Here is a 15,748-nt window from a genome sequence, read left to right as displayed (position 1 = left end):
CTTCCGAAGTTTTACCTGTTGCGCACCACAATACAGGCCCCGCCGATGCTCTGCAGTTTCTGGCAGATGACATTGGCGGCGGCGCGGTCATCGACGCCGATCCGAACCGCGTAGATGCCGCGCCGACCGATCGGCGTGCGCACCCGGCTGACGACCGGATCATGGCCGCCAAGCAAAGCCGGAAACCGGCTCCTGACCCTGATCCACTGATTGATCGCGGCACCACGGCGGAAATTGCCCGCGACCTGGACGCCCCATGGCTTGATGTTGATCGAGGCCATCGCCACGGTTGCCGACATGATCACCGGCAGCTTGCGGCAGGCGACGGCGAAGGGCGCTTTCTTGTCGAGCGGCTGGATGGTGCCAGCATAGGCGGTGTCGGTGAACTTGTCAGCCGGCTCGCCCATAATGTCGAAAACATAGCTTTCGGTCTCCATCGGCAGGAAGCCGCCGGAGCTTAGCCAGCGCGACACGCGGCTTTCGCCGGCATTGTAGGCGGCGGCCGCCAGGCCGAGATTGCCAAAACCGGTTCTCATTTCGGCGAGGTATTTCGCCGAGGCCGGGATCGCCTGAGCAATGTCGAAGGAATTGGCGAGACCACGCATCTTGGCGGTGCCCGGCATGAACTGGGCAATGCCTTCGGCGCCGACCGGGCTGACCGCATTCGGATCGAAGCGGCTTTCCTTCCAGATCAGCCGGGCGAAGAAGTCCCTGGGAAGGCCGTTCTGGTCGGCATGGGTCTCGATCAGGTCGCAGACCCGGCCTATCAATCTTTTGGCGGCGGATTGCGGTGGGTCGGCCTGAACGGCTGCCGCCCAGCCCAGGGTGCAAAGCAAAGTCAGCGTCACCGTGAGGAAACGCTGCATCCTCTACTCCGCTGCGGCCTTGCCGTGCTGGCCGAACCGCTGCTCGATATAATCGGCAACCATTTTCTCGAAGTCGGCCGCGATCGACGGGCCGCGCAGCGTCGCTGCCTTCTTGCCGTCGACGAACACCGGCGCTGTCGGCGTCTCGCCGGTGCCGGGCAGCGAAATGCCGATATCGGCGTGCTTGGATTCGCCGGGGCCGTTGACGATGCAGCCCATCACCGCGACCTTGAGGTTTTCGACGCCAGGGTATTTTTCGCGCCACACCGGCATGTTCTTCCTGAGATCGGCCTGGATGTTCTGCGCAAGTTCCTGGAACACAGTCGAGGTCGTGCGGCCGCAACCTGGGCAGGCGGCGACGATCGGCACGAACTGCCTGAAGCCCATGGTCTGCAAAAGCTCCTGCGACACTTGCACCTCGCGGGTGCGGTCGCCATTCGGCTCCGGCGTCAGCGAGATGCGGATGGTGTCGCCAATGCCTTGCTGCAAAAGGATGCCCATGGCGGCCGACGAGGCGACGATGCCTTTCGAGCCCATGCCGGCCTCGGTCAGGCCAAGATGCAGCGCATGGTTGGAGCGGGTGGCGAGCTCGGTGTAGACGGCGATCAAATCCTGCACGCCGCTGACCTTGGCCGACAGGATGATTTTTTCGCGGCCAAGGCCGATTTCTTCCGCCATCTCGGCCGACAGGATGGCCGACTGCACGATCGCCTCGCGCGTCACTTCCTGCGCGGTCAGCGGAAAGCCCCGGGCCTGGTTGTCGTCCATCAGCCGGGTCAGCAGCTCCTGGTCGAGCGAGCCCCAATTGACGCCGATGCGCACCGGCTTGTCATATTTGATCGCCATCTCGACGATCGCGGCGAACTGCCGGTCCTTTTTGTCCTTGAAGCCGACATTGCCCGGATTGATGCGGTATTTTGCCAGCGCTTCGGCGCAGGCCGGATGGTCAGCCAAAAGCTTGTGGCCGATATAGTGGAAATCGCCGACCAGCGGCACGTTGATGCCGAGCCGCTGCAAGCGGTCGCGAATGACCGGAACGGCGGCAGCGCTCTCGTCGCGATCGACGGTGATGCGCACGATTTCGGAGCCGGCGCGATGCAGCGCCGCAACCTGCGCGACAGTCTGGTCGATATCGGCGGTGTCGGTGTTGGTCATCGACTGCACGACGACCGGTGCACCGCCGCCGACGATCACACCGCCGACATCGACGCCGACCGATGTGCGGCGCGGGAAGGGAGAAGAAAAATATCCGGTCATGGCCGGCCGCCTTTTATCTGCAAGGTCCGGGCATGAGGTGGAGGAGCAAAGAAGGCTTGTCAATGGCGACAGGTCGCCACTGGGCGATCAAATCGCTCGCACAATGCATGCTGGCAGCCTCTTGCGGAGGCGAGCCAGAGCCATGGATGTTGGAAATTTGGCGCCAAACACACCCAGTTCCGGCGACAGCACCTGCCGCCGGCAAGACAATTCCACCGCGTTAAGCGGCTATCTCAGCTGTGAAACGTCAATGTGTTGTCGGCTTCGTCGCTTTCAGTTTTTCAATCTCGTCCTTGAGTGCCAGCTTGCGCCGCTTGAGATTCACGATTTCGAGGTCGTCGACCGATGGATGGTTCATCGCATCATCGATCTCGCGTTCGATGTCGCCGTGTTTCCGCTGCAACTCATCAAGATGGGAAGCAAGAGACATGATTGGTTCTCCCTTTCATGGTTTCCTCGATTGCAGCCGCCAAAGCGCGTCCACCGCCGGCTCGCTTCTGTGACGGCACGGTGACAGTCTGCCACCATCCGGCATCGATGTCGAATGCTGCGTGGTAGCATTCCACGACAATGTGAAATGTGATATGGGCTGCGCGCCGGCTTGCAAAAAGACGCCGGTCCCGCCCAATGAGGCCCATTTTGGGCGCCGCAGACGTGCAGACGGTAGATAATGTCCGACCAGGAACAGGCTGATGTCCGCCTCGAATTTTCTCGGCTGAAGCAAGAACACGCCGATTTCGATGCGGCCATCAATGCGATGATCGCCATGGGCTGTGATCCCCTGCAGATCCAGCGCATGAAGAAGAAGAAGCTGTTCCTGAAGGACCGGCTGATGGCGCTGGAAGACAAGATCATCCCCGACATCATTGCCTGAACCGCGTTTGCCGGGCTCCGCCCGGACAAGGCGGCCTATCCCGCGATCGAAAGCTTTCTGGCGCGTTCACGCAGCAGGGTGATGAGCTCGCCGGTTTTCTCCGTCGAGGTGTCGATCGGCACCACCAGGCACATCGTCGCCTCGACCTTGCCGGACGCCGAAAGCACCGGCGCGGCCAGGCATTTGGTGTAGGCGTCGACAAGGCCCGACGTGACACAATAGCCCGTGGTCTGCGCGACAGCGATGTCGGCGATGAAGTCGTCCAGCTTCAGCTTGCGGCCATCCGGCAGCACGAGGTCATCTTCGGACACCATGCCTTCGATCACGGCTCGTTCGAAACCCGCCAGAAGCAGCCGCCCGGAAGCGGTCCATGGCAGCGGGATCTGCAAACCCGTGGCCGAGCTGATGCGGAACGGCCTGGTGCCCGGGCTTGAGTGGACGATGGTGTAGCGGCCGCTTTGCAGCATGCACAATTCGGAGGTCTCGCCGGTCTCGCGCGACAGGTTGTCGACCTCCTGGCGGCCTCGCCTGAGCAGGTCGTTGCCCCGGACATAATCCATTCCGTAGAGATAAAGCTTCTTGCCGAAATAGACGCGATTGCCGTCGCCGGCCATTTCCAGCAGGCCGGCATCGACCAGCGAGCGCACCAGCGTGTAGGTCGTCGAGCGCGGCGCGCCCACCCCCTTGGCAAGGTCGCCGATGCCGATGGCGCGCTGGGTCGTGTGCAGGAACTCCAGAATCTGCAGCACCCGAGTGAGGCCCTTCTCGCGGGACCCCGAAATCCTGTCTTCGTCCGGACCGATATCCGAAACGGCCGCCAAGCCATTGCCGTCTTGCATTGTCGATTCCTCGTGTTAGTATCTGTCTTGTATAGGATACATGTGTCTTTTGTAAGAGACAACTAGCGAAATCAGCTGACGCATGTGTCTGGGGAACACAACACGAAAAGGAGGTCGCAGTGAACGACACATCCAAGAGACGTGATTTTCTGAAGCTGGGCATGGCCGGACTGGCAACGGCCGGCGTGATGAGCGCGGCAACCGCGGTCGATGTTAAAAAGGCAGCTGCCCAGGCCGCACCCGACAGCCTGCTGCGCACCGTTCTCGATCGCGGCAAGGTGATCGTCGGCACCGGCAGCACCAACGCGCCCTGGCACTTCGAAAACGACGCCGGCGAACTCGTCGGCATGGACATCACCATGGGGCGGATTCTGGCCAAGGGCCTCTTCGACGATCCGACCAAGGTCGAATTCGTCATGCAGGACCCGGCGCAGCGCATTCCGAACGTGACCACCAACAAGGTCGACATCACCATCCAGTTCATGACCATGAGCGCCCAGCGTTCGCAGCTGGTCAACTTCTCCAGGCCCTATTACGTCGAAGGTGTCGCCCTGCTGAGCCTTCCCACAGCCGAGAACAAGACCTTCGACAAGCTGCTTGCCGGTGGTGCCGCGACGCGCATCTCCATCCTGCAAAATGTCGATGCCGAGGCACAAGTGCATTCGGTCCTGCCCGAGTGCCAGGTCATGCAGATCGATACCCAGGCCAACGTGCTGCAGGCGCTGGAATCAAAGCGCGTCGACGCCGCCGCGGTCGATCTGTCCACGGTGCGCTGGCTTGCCTCGCGCAATCCGGACAAATACTTCGACGCCGGCAAGAGCTGGCTGAGCATGCTCTATGGCGCAGCTCTGCGGCAGGGCGACCTCGACTGGCTGACCTTCGTCAACTCGACCTTCACCATCGCCATGTTCGGCCACGAAAACGCACTCTACGACGCCGCGTTCAAGGACTATTTCGGACAGGAGCCGCCGGCTCGCCATCCCGGCTTCCCGGCCATCTGACCTGTATCGGATGGAGGGGCGCGTCCAGCGCCCTTCCATCTCCCGACGGCCATTGGCACGAAGGCGCACGCATGGGCTATGCCCTCAACTTCAACCTGATCTGGCGGCATTTCGACAAGCTCTGGGGCGGACTGCTGCTCAGTCTCGAACTCGCCGTCATCTCGATCGCGATCGGCATCATCATCGGCCTGGTGCTGGCGGTCTGGTACGTATCGGCAGGGCGCGTGGTGCGGGGCATCATCGCCGCCTATGTCGAGTTCATCCGCAACGTGCCGCTGATCCTGCTTGTCTATCTCGTCTTCTACGGCCTGCCGACGGTCATCGACCTGGCCTACAGCGCCCAGACCTCGTTCGTCGCGACGCTGTCGCTCTACAGCGGCGCCTATCTGGTCGAGGTGTTTCGCTCCGGGCTCGAAGCGGTGCCGCGCGGACAGCTCGACGCCGGCAAGGCAATCGGCCTGACGCCCTGGCAAAGGCTGCTGCATGTGCGCCTGCCGACGATGCTGCGCATAACCCTGCCGGCGCTTTCCAACACCTTCATATCGCTGTTCAAGGACACGTCCATCGCGTCGGTCATTTCGGTGCCCGAACTCACCTACGGCGCGCAGTGGATCAACTTCAACACCTTCCGCATCGTCGAGGTCTATCTGGTCACGACGGCGATGTATCTGTTGACCGGCTACGCGCTGCTTTTCGCGCTGCGCCTCGTCGAGCGCCGGTTCAGGGCGGCACGCTGATATGCTCACCCAGATCCTCTACGCCTTGCCTTTCCTCGCCCAGGGTTTTGCCGTCACCTTGTGGGTGTCGCTGCTGGTCGTGGTGCTGTCTCTGATCGCCGGCGTGGCGATGGGGGTCGGCCTCGTCTATGGCCCAACGCCGCTGCGCTGGGTCGTGCGCGCTTTCAGCGACACCATCCGCGGCATCCCGATCCTGGTGCTGATTTTCTTCGTCTATTACGGCCTGCCTGCCGTCGGGCTGCATCTGGCATCGTTCTGGGCAGCCGTGCTGGCGCTCACTCTGTTCAAGACGGCGCAGGTCGTCGAGTACCTCAGGGGCGCGGTCGGCTCGATCCCGAAGGGGCAATCCGAAGCGGCGATGGCGATCGGGCTGACCTTTCGCCAGCGGCTGACCTACGTCATCTTCCCGCAGGCCTTCAGGCGCTTCCTGCCGCCCTGGATCAACGGCGTCACCGATGCGGTCAAGGGCAGCGCGCTGGTCTCGCTGCTCGGCATCACCGACCTGATGCAGGCCATCAATCAGGTCATCGGCCGCACCTATGAGGCGATGCCGCTCTATATCCTCGGCGCCCTCATCTATTTCGCCGTCAACTACGCCCTTTCACTGGCCAGCCGGCGGCTGGAGCGGCGTTTCTCCTTCATTCGGGAATAGCATGATGTCCGACGCAACCAACGCCAGCCCCGCGCTGCTTGAAGTCCGCGATGTCTCCAAGGCCTTCGGCTCCGTCGCCGTGCTGCGCTCCGTCAGCCTCGAGGTGACACGCGGCGAGGTGGTGACCGTCATCGGGCCGTCGGGAAGCGGCAAGACCACGCTGCTGCGCTGCGTCAACTTCCTCGAAAGCTATGACAGCGGCTCCATCCGCATCGACGGCAAGGAGGTCGGCTACCGCGAGGCGGGAACACGCCAGCGCCGCAGCGAACGCGATCTGGCGGCGATGCGCGCCGAGACCGGCATGGTGTTCCAGGGCTTCAACCTGTTTCCGCATCTGACCGCCGCCGGCAACATCATGCTTGGGCTGCGCAAGGTGCGCGGAAAAAGCGAGGCCGAGGCGCGTTCCATCGCCGAGCACTGGCTCGGCCGGGTCGGCCTCGCCCACAAGGCCGACAGCCTGCCGGCCGAGCTTTCCGGCGGCCAGCAGCAGCGCGTCGGCATAGCGCGGGCCGTGGCGATGGAGCCAAAAATCCTGCTGCTCGACGAGATAACATCGGCGCTCGATCCCGAGCTCGTCGGCGAGGTGCTCGAGGTCGTGCGCAGCCTGGCCGAGGACGGCATGACGATGCTGATGGTCACCCACGAAATGGCCTTTGCCCGCGACGCCTCGAGCCGCATCGTCTTCATGGCCGATGGCGGCGTCAGCGCCGTGGGCCCGCCGGCCGAGATCCTGGCGGAGGGCTTCGACAACGAACGCCTGCGCAGCTTCCTGGCGCGCTTCCGCGCCTCGCATTTCTGACATCGGACGGCGACCCAAGAGCAACTCCAGGAAAAGTGTAAGCGGTTTTCCGTCCGGAGTTGCGTAGAACAAAGAGAAGCCGCAAGGAGCCTTTTATGACGCCTTACATCCGGCTCGCCGAACTGGGCCTGACGCTGCCCGAGCCGCCGACACCGATCGCCAATTTCGTCACCCATGCCGAGAGCGGGCGGCTGATCTTCCTCTCCGGCCAGGGGCCGCTGCGCGCCGACGGCACGCTTTGCACCGGCAAGGTCGGCGACGATGTCACGGTGGAAGAAGCCTATGGTCATGCCCGTCTCACCGGTTTGAACCTGCTCGCCGTCATGCACGCCGCCGCCGGCGACCTCGGCCGCATCGTCCGCATCGTCAAGCTGCTTGGCTTCGTCAATGCCGTCCCGACGTTCAGCGACCACCCCACGGTGGTCAATGGCTGCTCCGATCTTTTCGCCGCTGTTTTCGATAGTATCGGCGGGCACGCCCGCTCGGCGATCGGCGTCGGCTCGCTGCCGGGCAACATCACAGTCGAAATCGAGGCAGTCGTCGAGATCGCCGTCTGACTTTGCAAGAAATGGATCTGCCGAGATGAAAACCTATTCCGCTGACGGCTCCAACACCACAATCCGCGAACGGCTCGGCCTGCGCCCGATCATCAATGTCTCCGGCACGATGACGACGCTCGGCGCCTCGATCATCGTCCCGGAAGCGATCAGCGCGATGGCGGAAATCGCCTCGCAATGGGTCGAGATGGATGATTTGCAGCGCGCCGCAAGCACGGTCATCGCCCGCCTCACCGGCGGTGAGGCCGGCTTCATCACCGCTTGCTGCGCCAGCGGCATCACCATGGCCATAGCCGGCACCATGACCGGCACCAACCTTCTCGCCATCGAGCGGCTGCCTGACAACACCGAGGGCCTCAAGTCGGAGGTCATCGTCCAGCTCGGTCACATCGTCAATTACGGCGCGCCGATCGACCAGTCGATCCGGCTGGCTGGAGCAAAGACCATTCCCGCCGGCACCGTCAGCGTCACGCAGGATTATCACGTGCGCGAGGCGATCAACGAACGCACCGCCGCCGGCCTCTATGTCGTTGCCCATCACACGGTGCAGTACGGCATGCTGTCGCTCGAGGAATTCTGCGAGATCTGCCACGCCAAGGGCGTGCCGGTGATCGTCGACGCTGCCTCTGAATACGATCTGCGTGGCTTCCTGGCACGCGGCGCCGACATCGTTGTCTATAGCGGCCACAAATTCCTCTCTGGCCCGACCAGCGGCATCGTCACCGGACGAAAGGAGCTGGTGCGCACCGCCTATCTGCAGAACCGCGGCGTGGCCCGCGCCATGAAGGTCGGCAAGGAGAGCATCGCCGGCACCATGACGGCACTGGAAGTCTGGGAAAAACGCGACCATGCCGGCATCCGCCAGCGCGAGGACGCAGCGCTACATCTTTGGAAGGATGCCTTGCAGGGACTGCCCGGCATCGCGGCAATCATCATTCCCGATCCGACCGCCAATCCGCTCGACCGGCTGCAAATCTTTGTTTCACCCGAAAGTCGCTTCAGCGCCGCCGGACTTGCCTCGGCGCTTGCCGCCGGCTCGCCGCCGATCATTGTGCGCAACCACGAGGTCGAGCGCGGCCACTTCTTCCTCGACCCCTGCAATCTTCACCCAGGCGAGGCGGAGATCGTCGCCGAACGCCTGCGCGCCGTGCTGACCGCACGCGACCGTCCCAAGGACGCGATGAAGTCCCCTCGCAAGGAGTCTTCCGGCGCCTTGCGCTGGCCGGATTAGACTGGCCGGCTGGACCGATGCTAGGCACCGCATCCGCGTTGCCCGCACCGGGTGCATCGGCTATCAACCGGCAGCCAATGCCGGCACAGGAGCCCGACCATGACAAACAAGACCATCCTCAAATTCGGCGCCGTCGACAATGCGGAGGCCGATGATCTCGCGGGCTGGGTCGTGGTCGAGGGCAAGCCGACCATGAAGACCGCCGTCCAGCACACCACCGCCGACGGCAAGGTCATGTCGGGCACATGGCAAGCGACGCCGGGCACCTATCACGCGACCTACAGCGACTATGAGTTCGTGCACATGATCGCCGGCCGCATCATCATCACCCCCGATGGCGGCACGCCCGTCGAAGTCGGCCCCGGCGATGCTTTCGTGGTGGAAGCCGATTTCAAGGGCACGTGGAAGATCATCGAGCCGGTGACCAAGCACTTCGTCGTCAGGGTCGACTGATCCCCGCAAACCTTTGTCTCGACCGGCAAGTGCTTGTTCCTTGCGGCTTTGCGCGAATTCCGCTAATGCGCGCCTTTGCCGCCGGGGAGCAAAAGCTTGAACGATCACCGCGCCGACGTCGCCATCATCATGGGCAGCCAGTCCGACTGGGCGACGATGCGCCATGCCGCCGAAACGCTGGAGGCGCTGGGCATCCCGCACCACCGGCTGATCATCTCGGCCCACCGCACGCCTGACCGGCTGTATGACTTTGCCAAGGGGGCCAAGGGGGCCGGCTACAAGGTGATCATTGCCGGCGCCGGCGGCGCGGCCCATCTGCCGGGCATGACCGCGGCGATGACGCCATTGCCGGTGTTCGGCGTTCCGGTGGAATCGAAGGCGCTGTCCGGAAAGGACTCGCTGCTGTCCATCGTCCAGATGCCGGCCGGCATTCCGGTCGGCACGCTGGCCATCGGCAAGGCCGGTGCTGCCAACGCCGCGCTGCTGGCCGCCGCCGTGCTGGCGCTCTACGACGACAAGCTCGCCGTCCGGCTCGATGCCTGGCGTGCCGCGCAGACCGCCAAGGTCGCCGCCGAGCCGACGGACTCGCCGTGAGCTTGCCGGCGGGATCGACCATCGGCATTATCGGCGGCGGTCAGCTCGGCCGTATGCTGGCCATGGCAGCTGCGCGCCTTGGCTACCGCACCGTGGTGCTGGAGCCGCAAGCGGATTGTCCGGCCGCACAGGTCGCCAACCGGCAGATCACGGCCGCCTATGACGATACAGCCGCTCTTGCGGAACTGGCAGCAGTCAGCGCTGTCGTCACCTACGAATTCGAAAACGTTCCGGTCGCGGCCGCCAGCGCGCTTGCCGCAAAGGTTCCGGTCTATCCGCCGGCGCGGGCGCTGGAGGTGGCACAGGACCGTGTCGCCGAGAAGAAATTCCTCAACGGCATCGGTATCCCCACCGCTGATTTCTGCCCGGTCGACACAGACGACGAACTGACGGTGGCGCTGAAGAAATTCGAGGGCAGCGGCATCCTGAAGACCCGGCGCATGGGCTATGACGGCAAGGGCCAGCGCGTCTTCCGCAACATGGAAGCCGGCGGCTTTGCCGGCACCTGCGAGGCAATGGGCGGCGTGCCGCTGATCCTCGAGGCCTTCGTCGCCTTCGAGCGCGAGATTTCAGTGATCGCGGCGCGCGGGCAAGACGGCGCTGTCGCCGCCTACGATCCGGCTGAGAATGTCCACCGCCACGGCATCCTGCACAGCTCGACCTTGCCTGCCGGGATAAAGCTCGAGACAACTGCGGCAGCGCAAGCTGCGGCAGCAAAGATACTCGCGGCGCTCGACTATGTCGGTGTCATCGGCGTCGAGTTTTTCGTCCTTGCCGACGGCTCGCTGCTGGCCAATGAGATCGCGCCCCGCGTCCACAATTCCGGTCACTGGACGGAAGCCGCAGCGACCGTCTCGCAGTTTGAGCAGCATATCCGCGCCGTCGCCGGCCTGCCGCTCGGCGATCCCGGCCGTCATTCGGACTGCGTCATGGAAAACCTGATCGGCGACGATATCCTGCGCGTTCCGGCGCTGCTCGCCGAACCTGATCTGATGCTGCATCTCTACGGCAAGGCCGAGGCGCGCCCCGGCCGCAAGATGGGCCACTTCACCCGGATCAGCCGCAGGACCTGAAAAACAGGATTATTGGACGTCGCCGTCGCCCTCGTCCTCGTCGGGGCTGGCGCAGCTCGCATCGCCGTCGTCGCAGTTCGTGGTGGCGGTAAGCTGCGTGATGCGGTCGTTGGTCAACCGCGTCAGGCATTCCGAAACCTCCATCGGATGGATGGAGCCGTCTTCACTGCCCGCGGTGGTGTATTCGCACTCCGCGTCGCGAAAGACAATCCAGGCGCGTTGCGCGGTCTGCAGCAGTTTCCCGGTGTTGGCGTCACTTGCGCCGATGAGATTCTGGTAGGTCTCGTTGAGCTTCGCGTCGGCCGCGCTGAAGTTTTCGCTGGCACAGATGTTCATCATCTGCTGGCTGTCGTCGTTGCGGTCGCAATCTTCCGCACGCGCGGCCGAGGCCGCCGCCAGGATGACAAGACAGGCAGGCAGAAAAATTCGGCGCATGATGGTCTCCAAATCACTTCGCGGCGTCGGCATCATTCCAGCCGGGCCCAGGTGGCGCAATGCCGCAAGGCGCCGATGGCGGATATTTGATGGCCCGAGGCGTTCCCATCGTCTATGAGCACGCTTGCGGTTGACACGGACAAGGCTCCTCGTTTATGAGCCACGCACAAGTTCAAGGTGCGCTTTCTGAGCGCGCCTTAATAATTCGGCCCGAGACGGGCCCAGACCGACGGGCAAGACCATGAAGATCAAGAATTCGCTCAAGGCGCTCAAGGCGCGTCACCGCGACAACCAGCTGGTTCGCCGCAAGGGCCGCGTTTACATCATCAACAAGACCGCTCCGCGCTACAAGGCGCGCCAGGGTTGAGTTTTTCGGCCGGAGGCTCTCTGCCTCCGCCCGCATGATGTTTATTGCCGGCTTGCCGGCCCTTTCACGCTAATTTCAGTTTGAAGATCCGCCGTCCGGGGTTAGATTCCGGCGATGCGGATTCTTTTTGGATTTCTGACCGCCCTTTTCCTCTCCAGCGCTGTCCTGCCCGCATGGGCGGACGACCCGGTCGATCCTCCGGTTGCCGAGACCAAGGCAGCCAGGCTCGACCAGCTGTTCGCCGACCTGAAGCGCGAACGCAACGAAAAAGCCGCCGAGCGCATTGCCGGGCACATCTGGAGCGAATGGTTCCAATCCGGCAGCGCCTCGATCGACCTGATGATGCTGTGGTCGCAGAAGGCGATCGAGAACCAGAAATTCGACGTCGCGCTCGATTTCCTCGACCAGGTGGTGACCTTGCAGCCGACCTATGCCGAAGGCTGGAACCGGCGCGCCACCGTGCACTACATGATGAAGAATTTTGGAAAGTCGATGTCCGACATCGACCACACGCTGCAACTGGAACCACGCCATTTCGGCGCGCTTTCGGGCCTGGCGCAGATCATGGCGGCGACCGGTCACAAACAATCGGCGCTCGAAGCCTGGCAGAAGGTGCTGGGCATCTATCCGATGATGCGCAGCGCCCAGGATCAGGTCGCGACGCTTTCGGAAGAGCTTGCCGGCGAAGGCATTTGATTGTTCCAGGGAATAGGCAGTAGGGATTAGGGTGCGTATCGCGCTGCCAAACACATAGCCTACTGCCCTACACAACTTATCCCTCTCCATCCCCGTATATCCCCCATGAACCTGATCTACGCCGCGCTCGCCTTCCTCATCGCGCTTGTCCTTACGCTTGTCGGGGTTACCCGCGCCGGCTCGTGGTTGATCGAACGCCGCAATCCGCCAAGCGGCGAATTTGCCGACATCGATGGCGCCCGCATTCACTACGTTCATGTTCCCGCGCCGCAAAATGCCGAGCTGCCGCCGATCATCTTTATCCACGGCGCCAGTGCCAATCTCCGGGACCAGATGCTGCCGCTGCGGCCACTGCTCGAGGGCCGTGCCGAGATGGTTTTCTTCGACCGGCCAGGTCACGGCTGGTCCGGGCGTGGGCCTGGCAACAACGAGACCCCGTCGGCGCAGGCCAACACCATAGCGGCGTTGATGGACCATCTCGGTATCAGACAAGCCATCATCGTCGGCCATTCCTTCGGCGGCGCCGTGACGACAGCCTTTGGCCGCGAACACCAGGACAAGACGCTTGGCCTCGTCTTCGTTTCGCCCGTTAGCCATCCCTGGCCGGGCGGCGCCACGTCCTGGTATTACAGTTTGACCACCCTTCCGGTCGTCGGCTGGCTGTTTTCCGAGACGCTGACCTATCCGGCGGGAACGCTGCAGATGAAAGACGCCACCACCTGCGTCTTTGCCCCCAACAAGGTGCCGGACAACTATGTCGAGAGGGCTTCGATCCCGCTGGTGCTCAGGCCCAACGCCTTCCGCGCCAACGCCACCGATGTCGCCGGGCTCTATCGCTATGCGCTTGCCGCCTCGCCGCACTACCTCGAGATCAAAGCGCCGACCGTGGTCATCTCGGGTGATCGCGACAAGGTGGTCTATGCCTCGATCCATTCGGTCGGTCTGGTGCGTGATATCCCCGGAGCCGAACTGGTCTGGGTCCACAATCTCGGCCACAAGCCGGACTGGATCGCGCCCGATCTGGTCGTCGGCGCGATCGAAAAGGTGGCCGGCAAGAACGTGGACCTGCAGGCGATGGCCAAGACCGTCGAAGCGCGGATCGCCGCCGACGCCTATGGCGCCGGCAAATGCGCCGACCTCAAAGTCCCAGAAGCCGAACTCGCGCCGACCTAGTGGCCGGTCTGCGAGTCCGAGCCGATATAGGCGATCCGCAGCATGTTGGTCGAACCGGGCGTGCGCAGCGGCACGCCGGCCGTGATGATGACGCGGTCGCCCGGTTTGCCGAACCCTTCCTCGAGAGCGATGCGGCAGGCACGGTCGACCATGTCGTCGAGGTCGCTGGCATCGGGCGAGACCACGCAATGCGTGCCCCACAAAAGCGACAGCCGCCGCGCCGTGTTGAGGATCGGCGACAGTGCGACGATCGGCACTTGCGGCCGCTCGCGCGCGGCGCGCAGGCCGGTGGTGCCGGACGCGGTGTAGGTGATGATCGCCGACAGTTTCAGTGTCTCGGCGATTTCGCGGGCGGCAAGCGAGATGGCGTCGGCGCCGGTCGCTTCCGGCTCCGAGCGCTGCGCGTTGATGATGCCGGCATAGGTGGGATCGGTTTCGACCTTGGTGGCGATGCGGTCCATCATCGCCACTGCTTCGACCGGATAGGCGCCGGCGGCGGATTCAGCCGAGAGCATGACCGCGTCGGCACCCTCGAACACGGCGATCGACACGTCGGAGACTTCGGCACGGGTCGGCACGGGTGCTGTGATCATCGATTCCAGCATCTGCGTGGCGACCACCACCGGCTTGCCGGCGCGGCGCGCGGCACGCGTGATCTGCTTCTGGATGCCAGGCACGGCTTCGAGCGGCATCTCGACACCGAGATCGCCGCGGGCGACCATCAGCGCGTCCGAGAGTTCGATGATCTCGGCCAGGCGGGCGACCGCCTGCGGCTTTTCGATCTTGGCCATGATCAGCGCCCGGCCGCGTGCGATCTTGCGCGCCTCGGCTAGATCCTCCGGCCGCTGCACGAACGACAGCGCCACCCAGTCGACACCGGTGGCCAGCACGGCATCAAGGTCCTTGCGGTCCTTCTCTGTCAACGCACCGACCGGCAGATCGGTGTCGGGCAGGCTGACGCCCTTCTTGTCGGAAATGGTGGTGCCGGCAATGACCGTGCAGACGATCGCCTTGCCGTCGCTCTTCACCGCTTTCAATTCAAGCTTGCCGTCATCGATCAACAGACGATGGCCGGCCTCGACCGAGCTCAGGATTTCGGGATGCGGCAGATAGACCCTTGTCGACGTGCCGGGTTCCGGATTGTTGTCGAGCGTGAAGGTCTGGCCGACGGTCAGCACCTCCTTGCCGTTGGCGAACTTGCCGACACGCAGTTTCGGTCCCTGCAGGTCGGCGAGGATGCCGATGGGCCGGCCGACCGCTTCCTCGACGGTGCGGATGCGGCCGACAAGCGTGCGCATCAGATCGTGGTCGGTGTGGCTCATATTGATGCGGAACACATCGGCGCCGGCTTCGAAAAGCTTCTTCAGCATCTCCTCGGACGAGGAGGCCGGACCGATGGTGGCGAGGATCTTGACCTTACGGCTACGTCTCATTGACTGTTTGTTCCCGGGGCGGCTGGGGCGCCTCCCGTTGCGGGCTCATCGGTCAGCTGGACCATCCAGCTTGCCTGTTCACCCGTGTCATATTCCTGGAATCCGGCGCGCTGGAAGCCCCGGGCGACGCAATCGGTTACGCCGGCGATCTTGAACTCTTTTTCAGCCACGCACATGTTGATCGGGCCATCCCAGCGCCCGCCGCGCTCGGCGTCTTCTGCATAAAGATAGTAAAACCTTGATGACAGCGGACCTTCGATCAGCGTCTTGCAACTCGATCCTTCGATGTGCCACCAGCCCTCGGTGATCCAGCCGGCCTTGGCGCGGTAGCCGATGCCGACACCGACCAGGTTCTGCGTTGCGTTGCAGACGCGGAAGTCGGCGCGGGCGGGCGAGGCCGCAACCAGCGCGGACAGGCCCATGGTAAGGGTCAGGAGCGGCATGGCGAAGGCATAGCGCACGCGCGGCCTGCCGGCGGAACCCATCCAAAAACCCCTCAAGAACCACATATGCATCTCTCAACGCCCCTTTTCGGAAAAGTCCGGGCGCATGTCAACGCGCCGTTTTGTCCAATTCCAATCGATTTAGAAAGGCCCCCGGCGCGTGGTCTGTCGCCCTTTGCCGGATTTTCGCAGAAACCGTGGCCAAACAACGGCATTGCGCAAGCGTCCTCTTCGTGGAAAGACGATACCACCCTCCCCCGAAGCCAGC

Annotated in this window: 20 protein-coding genes; 13 read left to right on the top strand and 7 right to left on the bottom strand. The window is 63.5% G+C overall.

Annotated elements, in window-relative coordinates; all coding sequences use genetic code 11:
- Positions 1-11: 11 nt before the first annotated feature.
- From AC1DXU_RS23995 to AC1DXU_RS23985, 3 genes are all read right to left on the bottom strand, one after another.
- Complete coding sequence (locus AC1DXU_RS23995; protein ID WP_477372985.1) at positions 12-866, bottom strand: transglycosylase SLT domain-containing protein; 855 nt, start codon at positions 864-866, stop codon at positions 12-14.
- 3 nt (positions 867-869) lie between these two features.
- The gene (ispG, locus tag AC1DXU_RS23990; protein ID WP_477372983.1) at positions 870-2,123 is read right to left on the bottom strand and encodes a flavodoxin-dependent (E)-4-hydroxy-3-methylbut-2-enyl-diphosphate synthase; all 1,254 of its coding nucleotides are present in this window, start codon (positions 2,121-2,123) and stop codon (positions 870-872) included.
- Between the two features lie 247 nt (positions 2,124-2,370).
- Positions 2,371-2,553 (bottom strand): YdcH family protein, encoded by a 183-nt coding sequence (locus AC1DXU_RS23985; RefSeq protein ID WP_477246239.1) that lies wholly within the window; start codon positions 2,551-2,553, stop codon positions 2,371-2,373.
- A 240-nt stretch (positions 2,554-2,793) separates the two neighbouring features.
- Between AC1DXU_RS23985 and AC1DXU_RS23980 the strand changes: the two genes are divergently transcribed.
- On the top strand, positions 2,794-2,997 hold the full coding sequence (locus AC1DXU_RS23980) for a YdcH family protein (RefSeq protein WP_258606863.1): 204 nt from the start codon (positions 2,794-2,796) through the stop codon (positions 2,995-2,997).
- A gap of 35 nt (positions 2,998-3,032) precedes the next feature.
- Here the strand turns inward: AC1DXU_RS23980 and AC1DXU_RS23975 are convergent, their stop codons facing one another.
- Positions 3,033-3,836, bottom strand: coding sequence for an IclR family transcriptional regulator (locus AC1DXU_RS23975; RefSeq protein ID WP_477372981.1), 804 nt, complete (start codon positions 3,834-3,836; stop codon positions 3,033-3,035).
- A gap of 119 nt (positions 3,837-3,955) precedes the next feature.
- On the opposite strand from AC1DXU_RS23975, the gene AC1DXU_RS23970 reads away from it, so the two are divergent.
- The 9 genes from AC1DXU_RS23970 to AC1DXU_RS23930 all read left to right on the top strand — a co-directional run bounded on the left by AC1DXU_RS23970 (position 3,956) and on the right by AC1DXU_RS23930 (position 10,933).
- Positions 3,956-4,837: a transporter substrate-binding domain-containing protein gene (locus tag AC1DXU_RS23970; protein WP_477372979.1), complete on the top strand. Its 882-nt coding sequence runs from the start codon at positions 3,956-3,958 to the stop codon at positions 4,835-4,837.
- A gap of 71 nt (positions 4,838-4,908) precedes the next feature.
- A complete protein-coding gene (locus AC1DXU_RS23965; RefSeq protein WP_477372977.1) occupies positions 4,909-5,574 on the top strand; it encodes an amino acid ABC transporter permease in 666 nt (221 codons plus the stop codon).
- Position 5,575: 1 nt separating this feature from the next.
- The gene (locus AC1DXU_RS23960) at positions 5,576-6,226 is read left to right on the top strand and encodes an amino acid ABC transporter permease (protein ID WP_477372975.1); all 651 of its coding nucleotides are present in this window, start codon (positions 5,576-5,578) and stop codon (positions 6,224-6,226) included.
- Between the two features lie 4 nt (positions 6,227-6,230).
- Positions 6,231-7,025: an amino acid ABC transporter ATP-binding protein gene (locus AC1DXU_RS23955; protein ID WP_477372973.1), complete on the top strand. Its 795-nt coding sequence runs from the start codon at positions 6,231-6,233 to the stop codon at positions 7,023-7,025.
- 95 nt (positions 7,026-7,120) lie between these two features.
- On the top strand, positions 7,121-7,582 hold the full coding sequence (locus AC1DXU_RS23950; RefSeq protein WP_477372971.1) for a RidA family protein: 462 nt from the start codon (positions 7,121-7,123) through the stop codon (positions 7,580-7,582).
- A gap of 25 nt (positions 7,583-7,607) precedes the next feature.
- Positions 7,608-8,813 carry an aminotransferase class V-fold PLP-dependent enzyme gene (locus tag AC1DXU_RS23945; protein WP_477372969.1) on the top strand — a complete coding sequence of 402 codons (1,206 nt, stop codon included), beginning with the start codon at positions 7,608-7,610 and terminating at the stop codon, positions 8,811-8,813.
- Positions 8,814-8,912: 99 nt separating this feature from the next.
- Positions 8,913-9,266, top strand: a complete 354-nt coding sequence (locus AC1DXU_RS23940) for a cupin domain-containing protein (RefSeq protein WP_477372967.1) — start codon at positions 8,913-8,915, stop codon at positions 9,264-9,266.
- A 96-nt stretch (positions 9,267-9,362) separates the two neighbouring features.
- Entirely contained in the window at positions 9,363-9,860 is a 498-nt protein-coding gene (gene purE / locus AC1DXU_RS23935; RefSeq protein WP_477372965.1) for a 5-(carboxyamino)imidazole ribonucleotide mutase, read from the top strand.
- Complete coding sequence (locus AC1DXU_RS23930; protein ID WP_477372963.1) at positions 9,857-10,933, top strand: 5-(carboxyamino)imidazole ribonucleotide synthase; 1,077 nt, start codon at positions 9,857-9,859, stop codon at positions 10,931-10,933. The genes purE and AC1DXU_RS23930 overlap by 4 nt, the downstream gene beginning before the upstream one ends.
- A 9-nt stretch (positions 10,934-10,942) precedes the next feature.
- Here AC1DXU_RS23930 and AC1DXU_RS23925 read toward each other — a convergent pair whose 3' ends face one another.
- The gene (locus AC1DXU_RS23925; RefSeq protein ID WP_477372961.1) at positions 10,943-11,404 is read right to left on the bottom strand and encodes a lysozyme inhibitor LprI family protein; all 462 of its coding nucleotides are present in this window, start codon (positions 11,402-11,404) and stop codon (positions 10,943-10,945) included.
- Between the two features lie 205 nt (positions 11,405-11,609).
- Between AC1DXU_RS23925 and ykgO the strand changes: the two genes are divergently transcribed.
- The 3 genes from ykgO to AC1DXU_RS23910 all read left to right on the top strand — a co-directional run bounded on the left by ykgO (position 11,610) and on the right by AC1DXU_RS23910 (position 13,604).
- Positions 11,610-11,735, top strand: coding sequence for a type B 50S ribosomal protein L36 (ykgO, locus tag AC1DXU_RS23920; protein WP_006327841.1), 126 nt, complete (start codon positions 11,610-11,612; stop codon positions 11,733-11,735).
- Positions 11,736-11,849: 114 nt separating this feature from the next.
- The gene (locus AC1DXU_RS23915; protein ID WP_477317828.1) at positions 11,850-12,431 is read left to right on the top strand and encodes a tetratricopeptide repeat protein; all 582 of its coding nucleotides are present in this window, start codon (positions 11,850-11,852) and stop codon (positions 12,429-12,431) included.
- Between the two features lie 105 nt (positions 12,432-12,536).
- Positions 12,537-13,604 (top strand): alpha/beta fold hydrolase, encoded by a 1,068-nt coding sequence (locus AC1DXU_RS23910; protein WP_477372959.1) that lies wholly within the window; start codon positions 12,537-12,539, stop codon positions 13,602-13,604.
- Here AC1DXU_RS23910 and pyk read toward each other — a convergent pair.
- On the bottom strand, positions 13,601-15,037 hold the full coding sequence (gene pyk, locus AC1DXU_RS23905; protein ID WP_477372957.1) for a pyruvate kinase: 1,437 nt from the start codon (positions 15,035-15,037) through the stop codon (positions 13,601-13,603). The two genes, AC1DXU_RS23910 and pyk, sit on opposite strands and share 4 nt — an antisense overlap.
- A complete protein-coding gene (locus AC1DXU_RS23900) occupies positions 15,034-15,480 on the bottom strand; it encodes a DUF1036 domain-containing protein (RefSeq protein ID WP_477318297.1) in 447 nt (148 codons plus the stop codon). Before AC1DXU_RS23900 ends, pyk begins: the two co-directional genes overlap by 4 nt.
- Positions 15,481-15,748: the final 268 nt, after the last annotated feature.

Source organism: Mesorhizobium sp. P3_A10, assembly GCF_056403175.1.
Note: the sequence above shows the minus strand (reverse complement) of the source record. Positions and strands in the feature narration are given on the sequence as shown.

Coding starts and splice junctions, on each gene's coding strand:
- AC1DXU_RS23995 (WP_477372985.1), bottom strand. CDS start 866: ATGCAGCGTTTCCTCACGGTGACGCTGACTTTGCTTTGCACCCTGGGC.
- ispG (WP_477372983.1), bottom strand. CDS start 2,123: ATGACCGGATATTTTTCTTCTCCCTTCCCGCGCCGCACATCGGTCGGC.
- AC1DXU_RS23985 (WP_477246239.1), bottom strand. CDS start 2,553: ATGTCTCTTGCTTCCCATCTTGATGAGTTGCAGCGGAAACACGGCGAC.
- AC1DXU_RS23980 (WP_258606863.1), top strand. CDS start 2,794: ATGTCCGACCAGGAACAGGCTGATGTCCGCCTCGAATTTTCTCGGCTG.
- AC1DXU_RS23975 (WP_477372981.1), bottom strand. CDS start 3,836: ATGCAAGACGGCAATGGCTTGGCGGCCGTTTCGGATATCGGTCCGGAC.
- AC1DXU_RS23965 (WP_477372977.1), top strand. CDS start 4,909: ATGGGCTATGCCCTCAACTTCAACCTGATCTGGCGGCATTTCGACAAG.
- AC1DXU_RS23960 (WP_477372975.1), top strand. CDS start 5,576: ATGCTCACCCAGATCCTCTACGCCTTGCCTTTCCTCGCCCAGGGTTTT.
- AC1DXU_RS23955 (WP_477372973.1), top strand. CDS start 6,231: ATGTCCGACGCAACCAACGCCAGCCCCGCGCTGCTTGAAGTCCGCGAT.
- AC1DXU_RS23950 (WP_477372971.1), top strand. CDS start 7,121: ATGACGCCTTACATCCGGCTCGCCGAACTGGGCCTGACGCTGCCCGAG.
- AC1DXU_RS23945 (WP_477372969.1), top strand. CDS start 7,608: ATGAAAACCTATTCCGCTGACGGCTCCAACACCACAATCCGCGAACGG.
- AC1DXU_RS23940 (WP_477372967.1), top strand. CDS start 8,913: ATGACAAACAAGACCATCCTCAAATTCGGCGCCGTCGACAATGCGGAG.
- AC1DXU_RS23925 (WP_477372961.1), bottom strand. CDS start 11,404: ATGATGCCGACGCCGCGAAGTGATTTGGAGACCATCATGCGCCGAATT.
- ykgO (WP_006327841.1), top strand. CDS start 11,610: ATGAAGATCAAGAATTCGCTCAAGGCGCTCAAGGCGCGTCACCGCGAC.
- AC1DXU_RS23915 (WP_477317828.1), top strand. CDS start 11,850: ATGCGGATTCTTTTTGGATTTCTGACCGCCCTTTTCCTCTCCAGCGCT.
- AC1DXU_RS23910 (WP_477372959.1), top strand. CDS start 12,537: ATGAACCTGATCTACGCCGCGCTCGCCTTCCTCATCGCGCTTGTCCTT.
- pyk (WP_477372957.1), bottom strand. CDS start 15,037: ATGAGACGTAGCCGTAAGGTCAAGATCCTCGCCACCATCGGTCCGGCC.
- AC1DXU_RS23900 (WP_477318297.1), bottom strand. CDS start 15,480: ATGCCGCTCCTGACCCTTACCATGGGCCTGTCCGCGCTGGTTGCGGCC.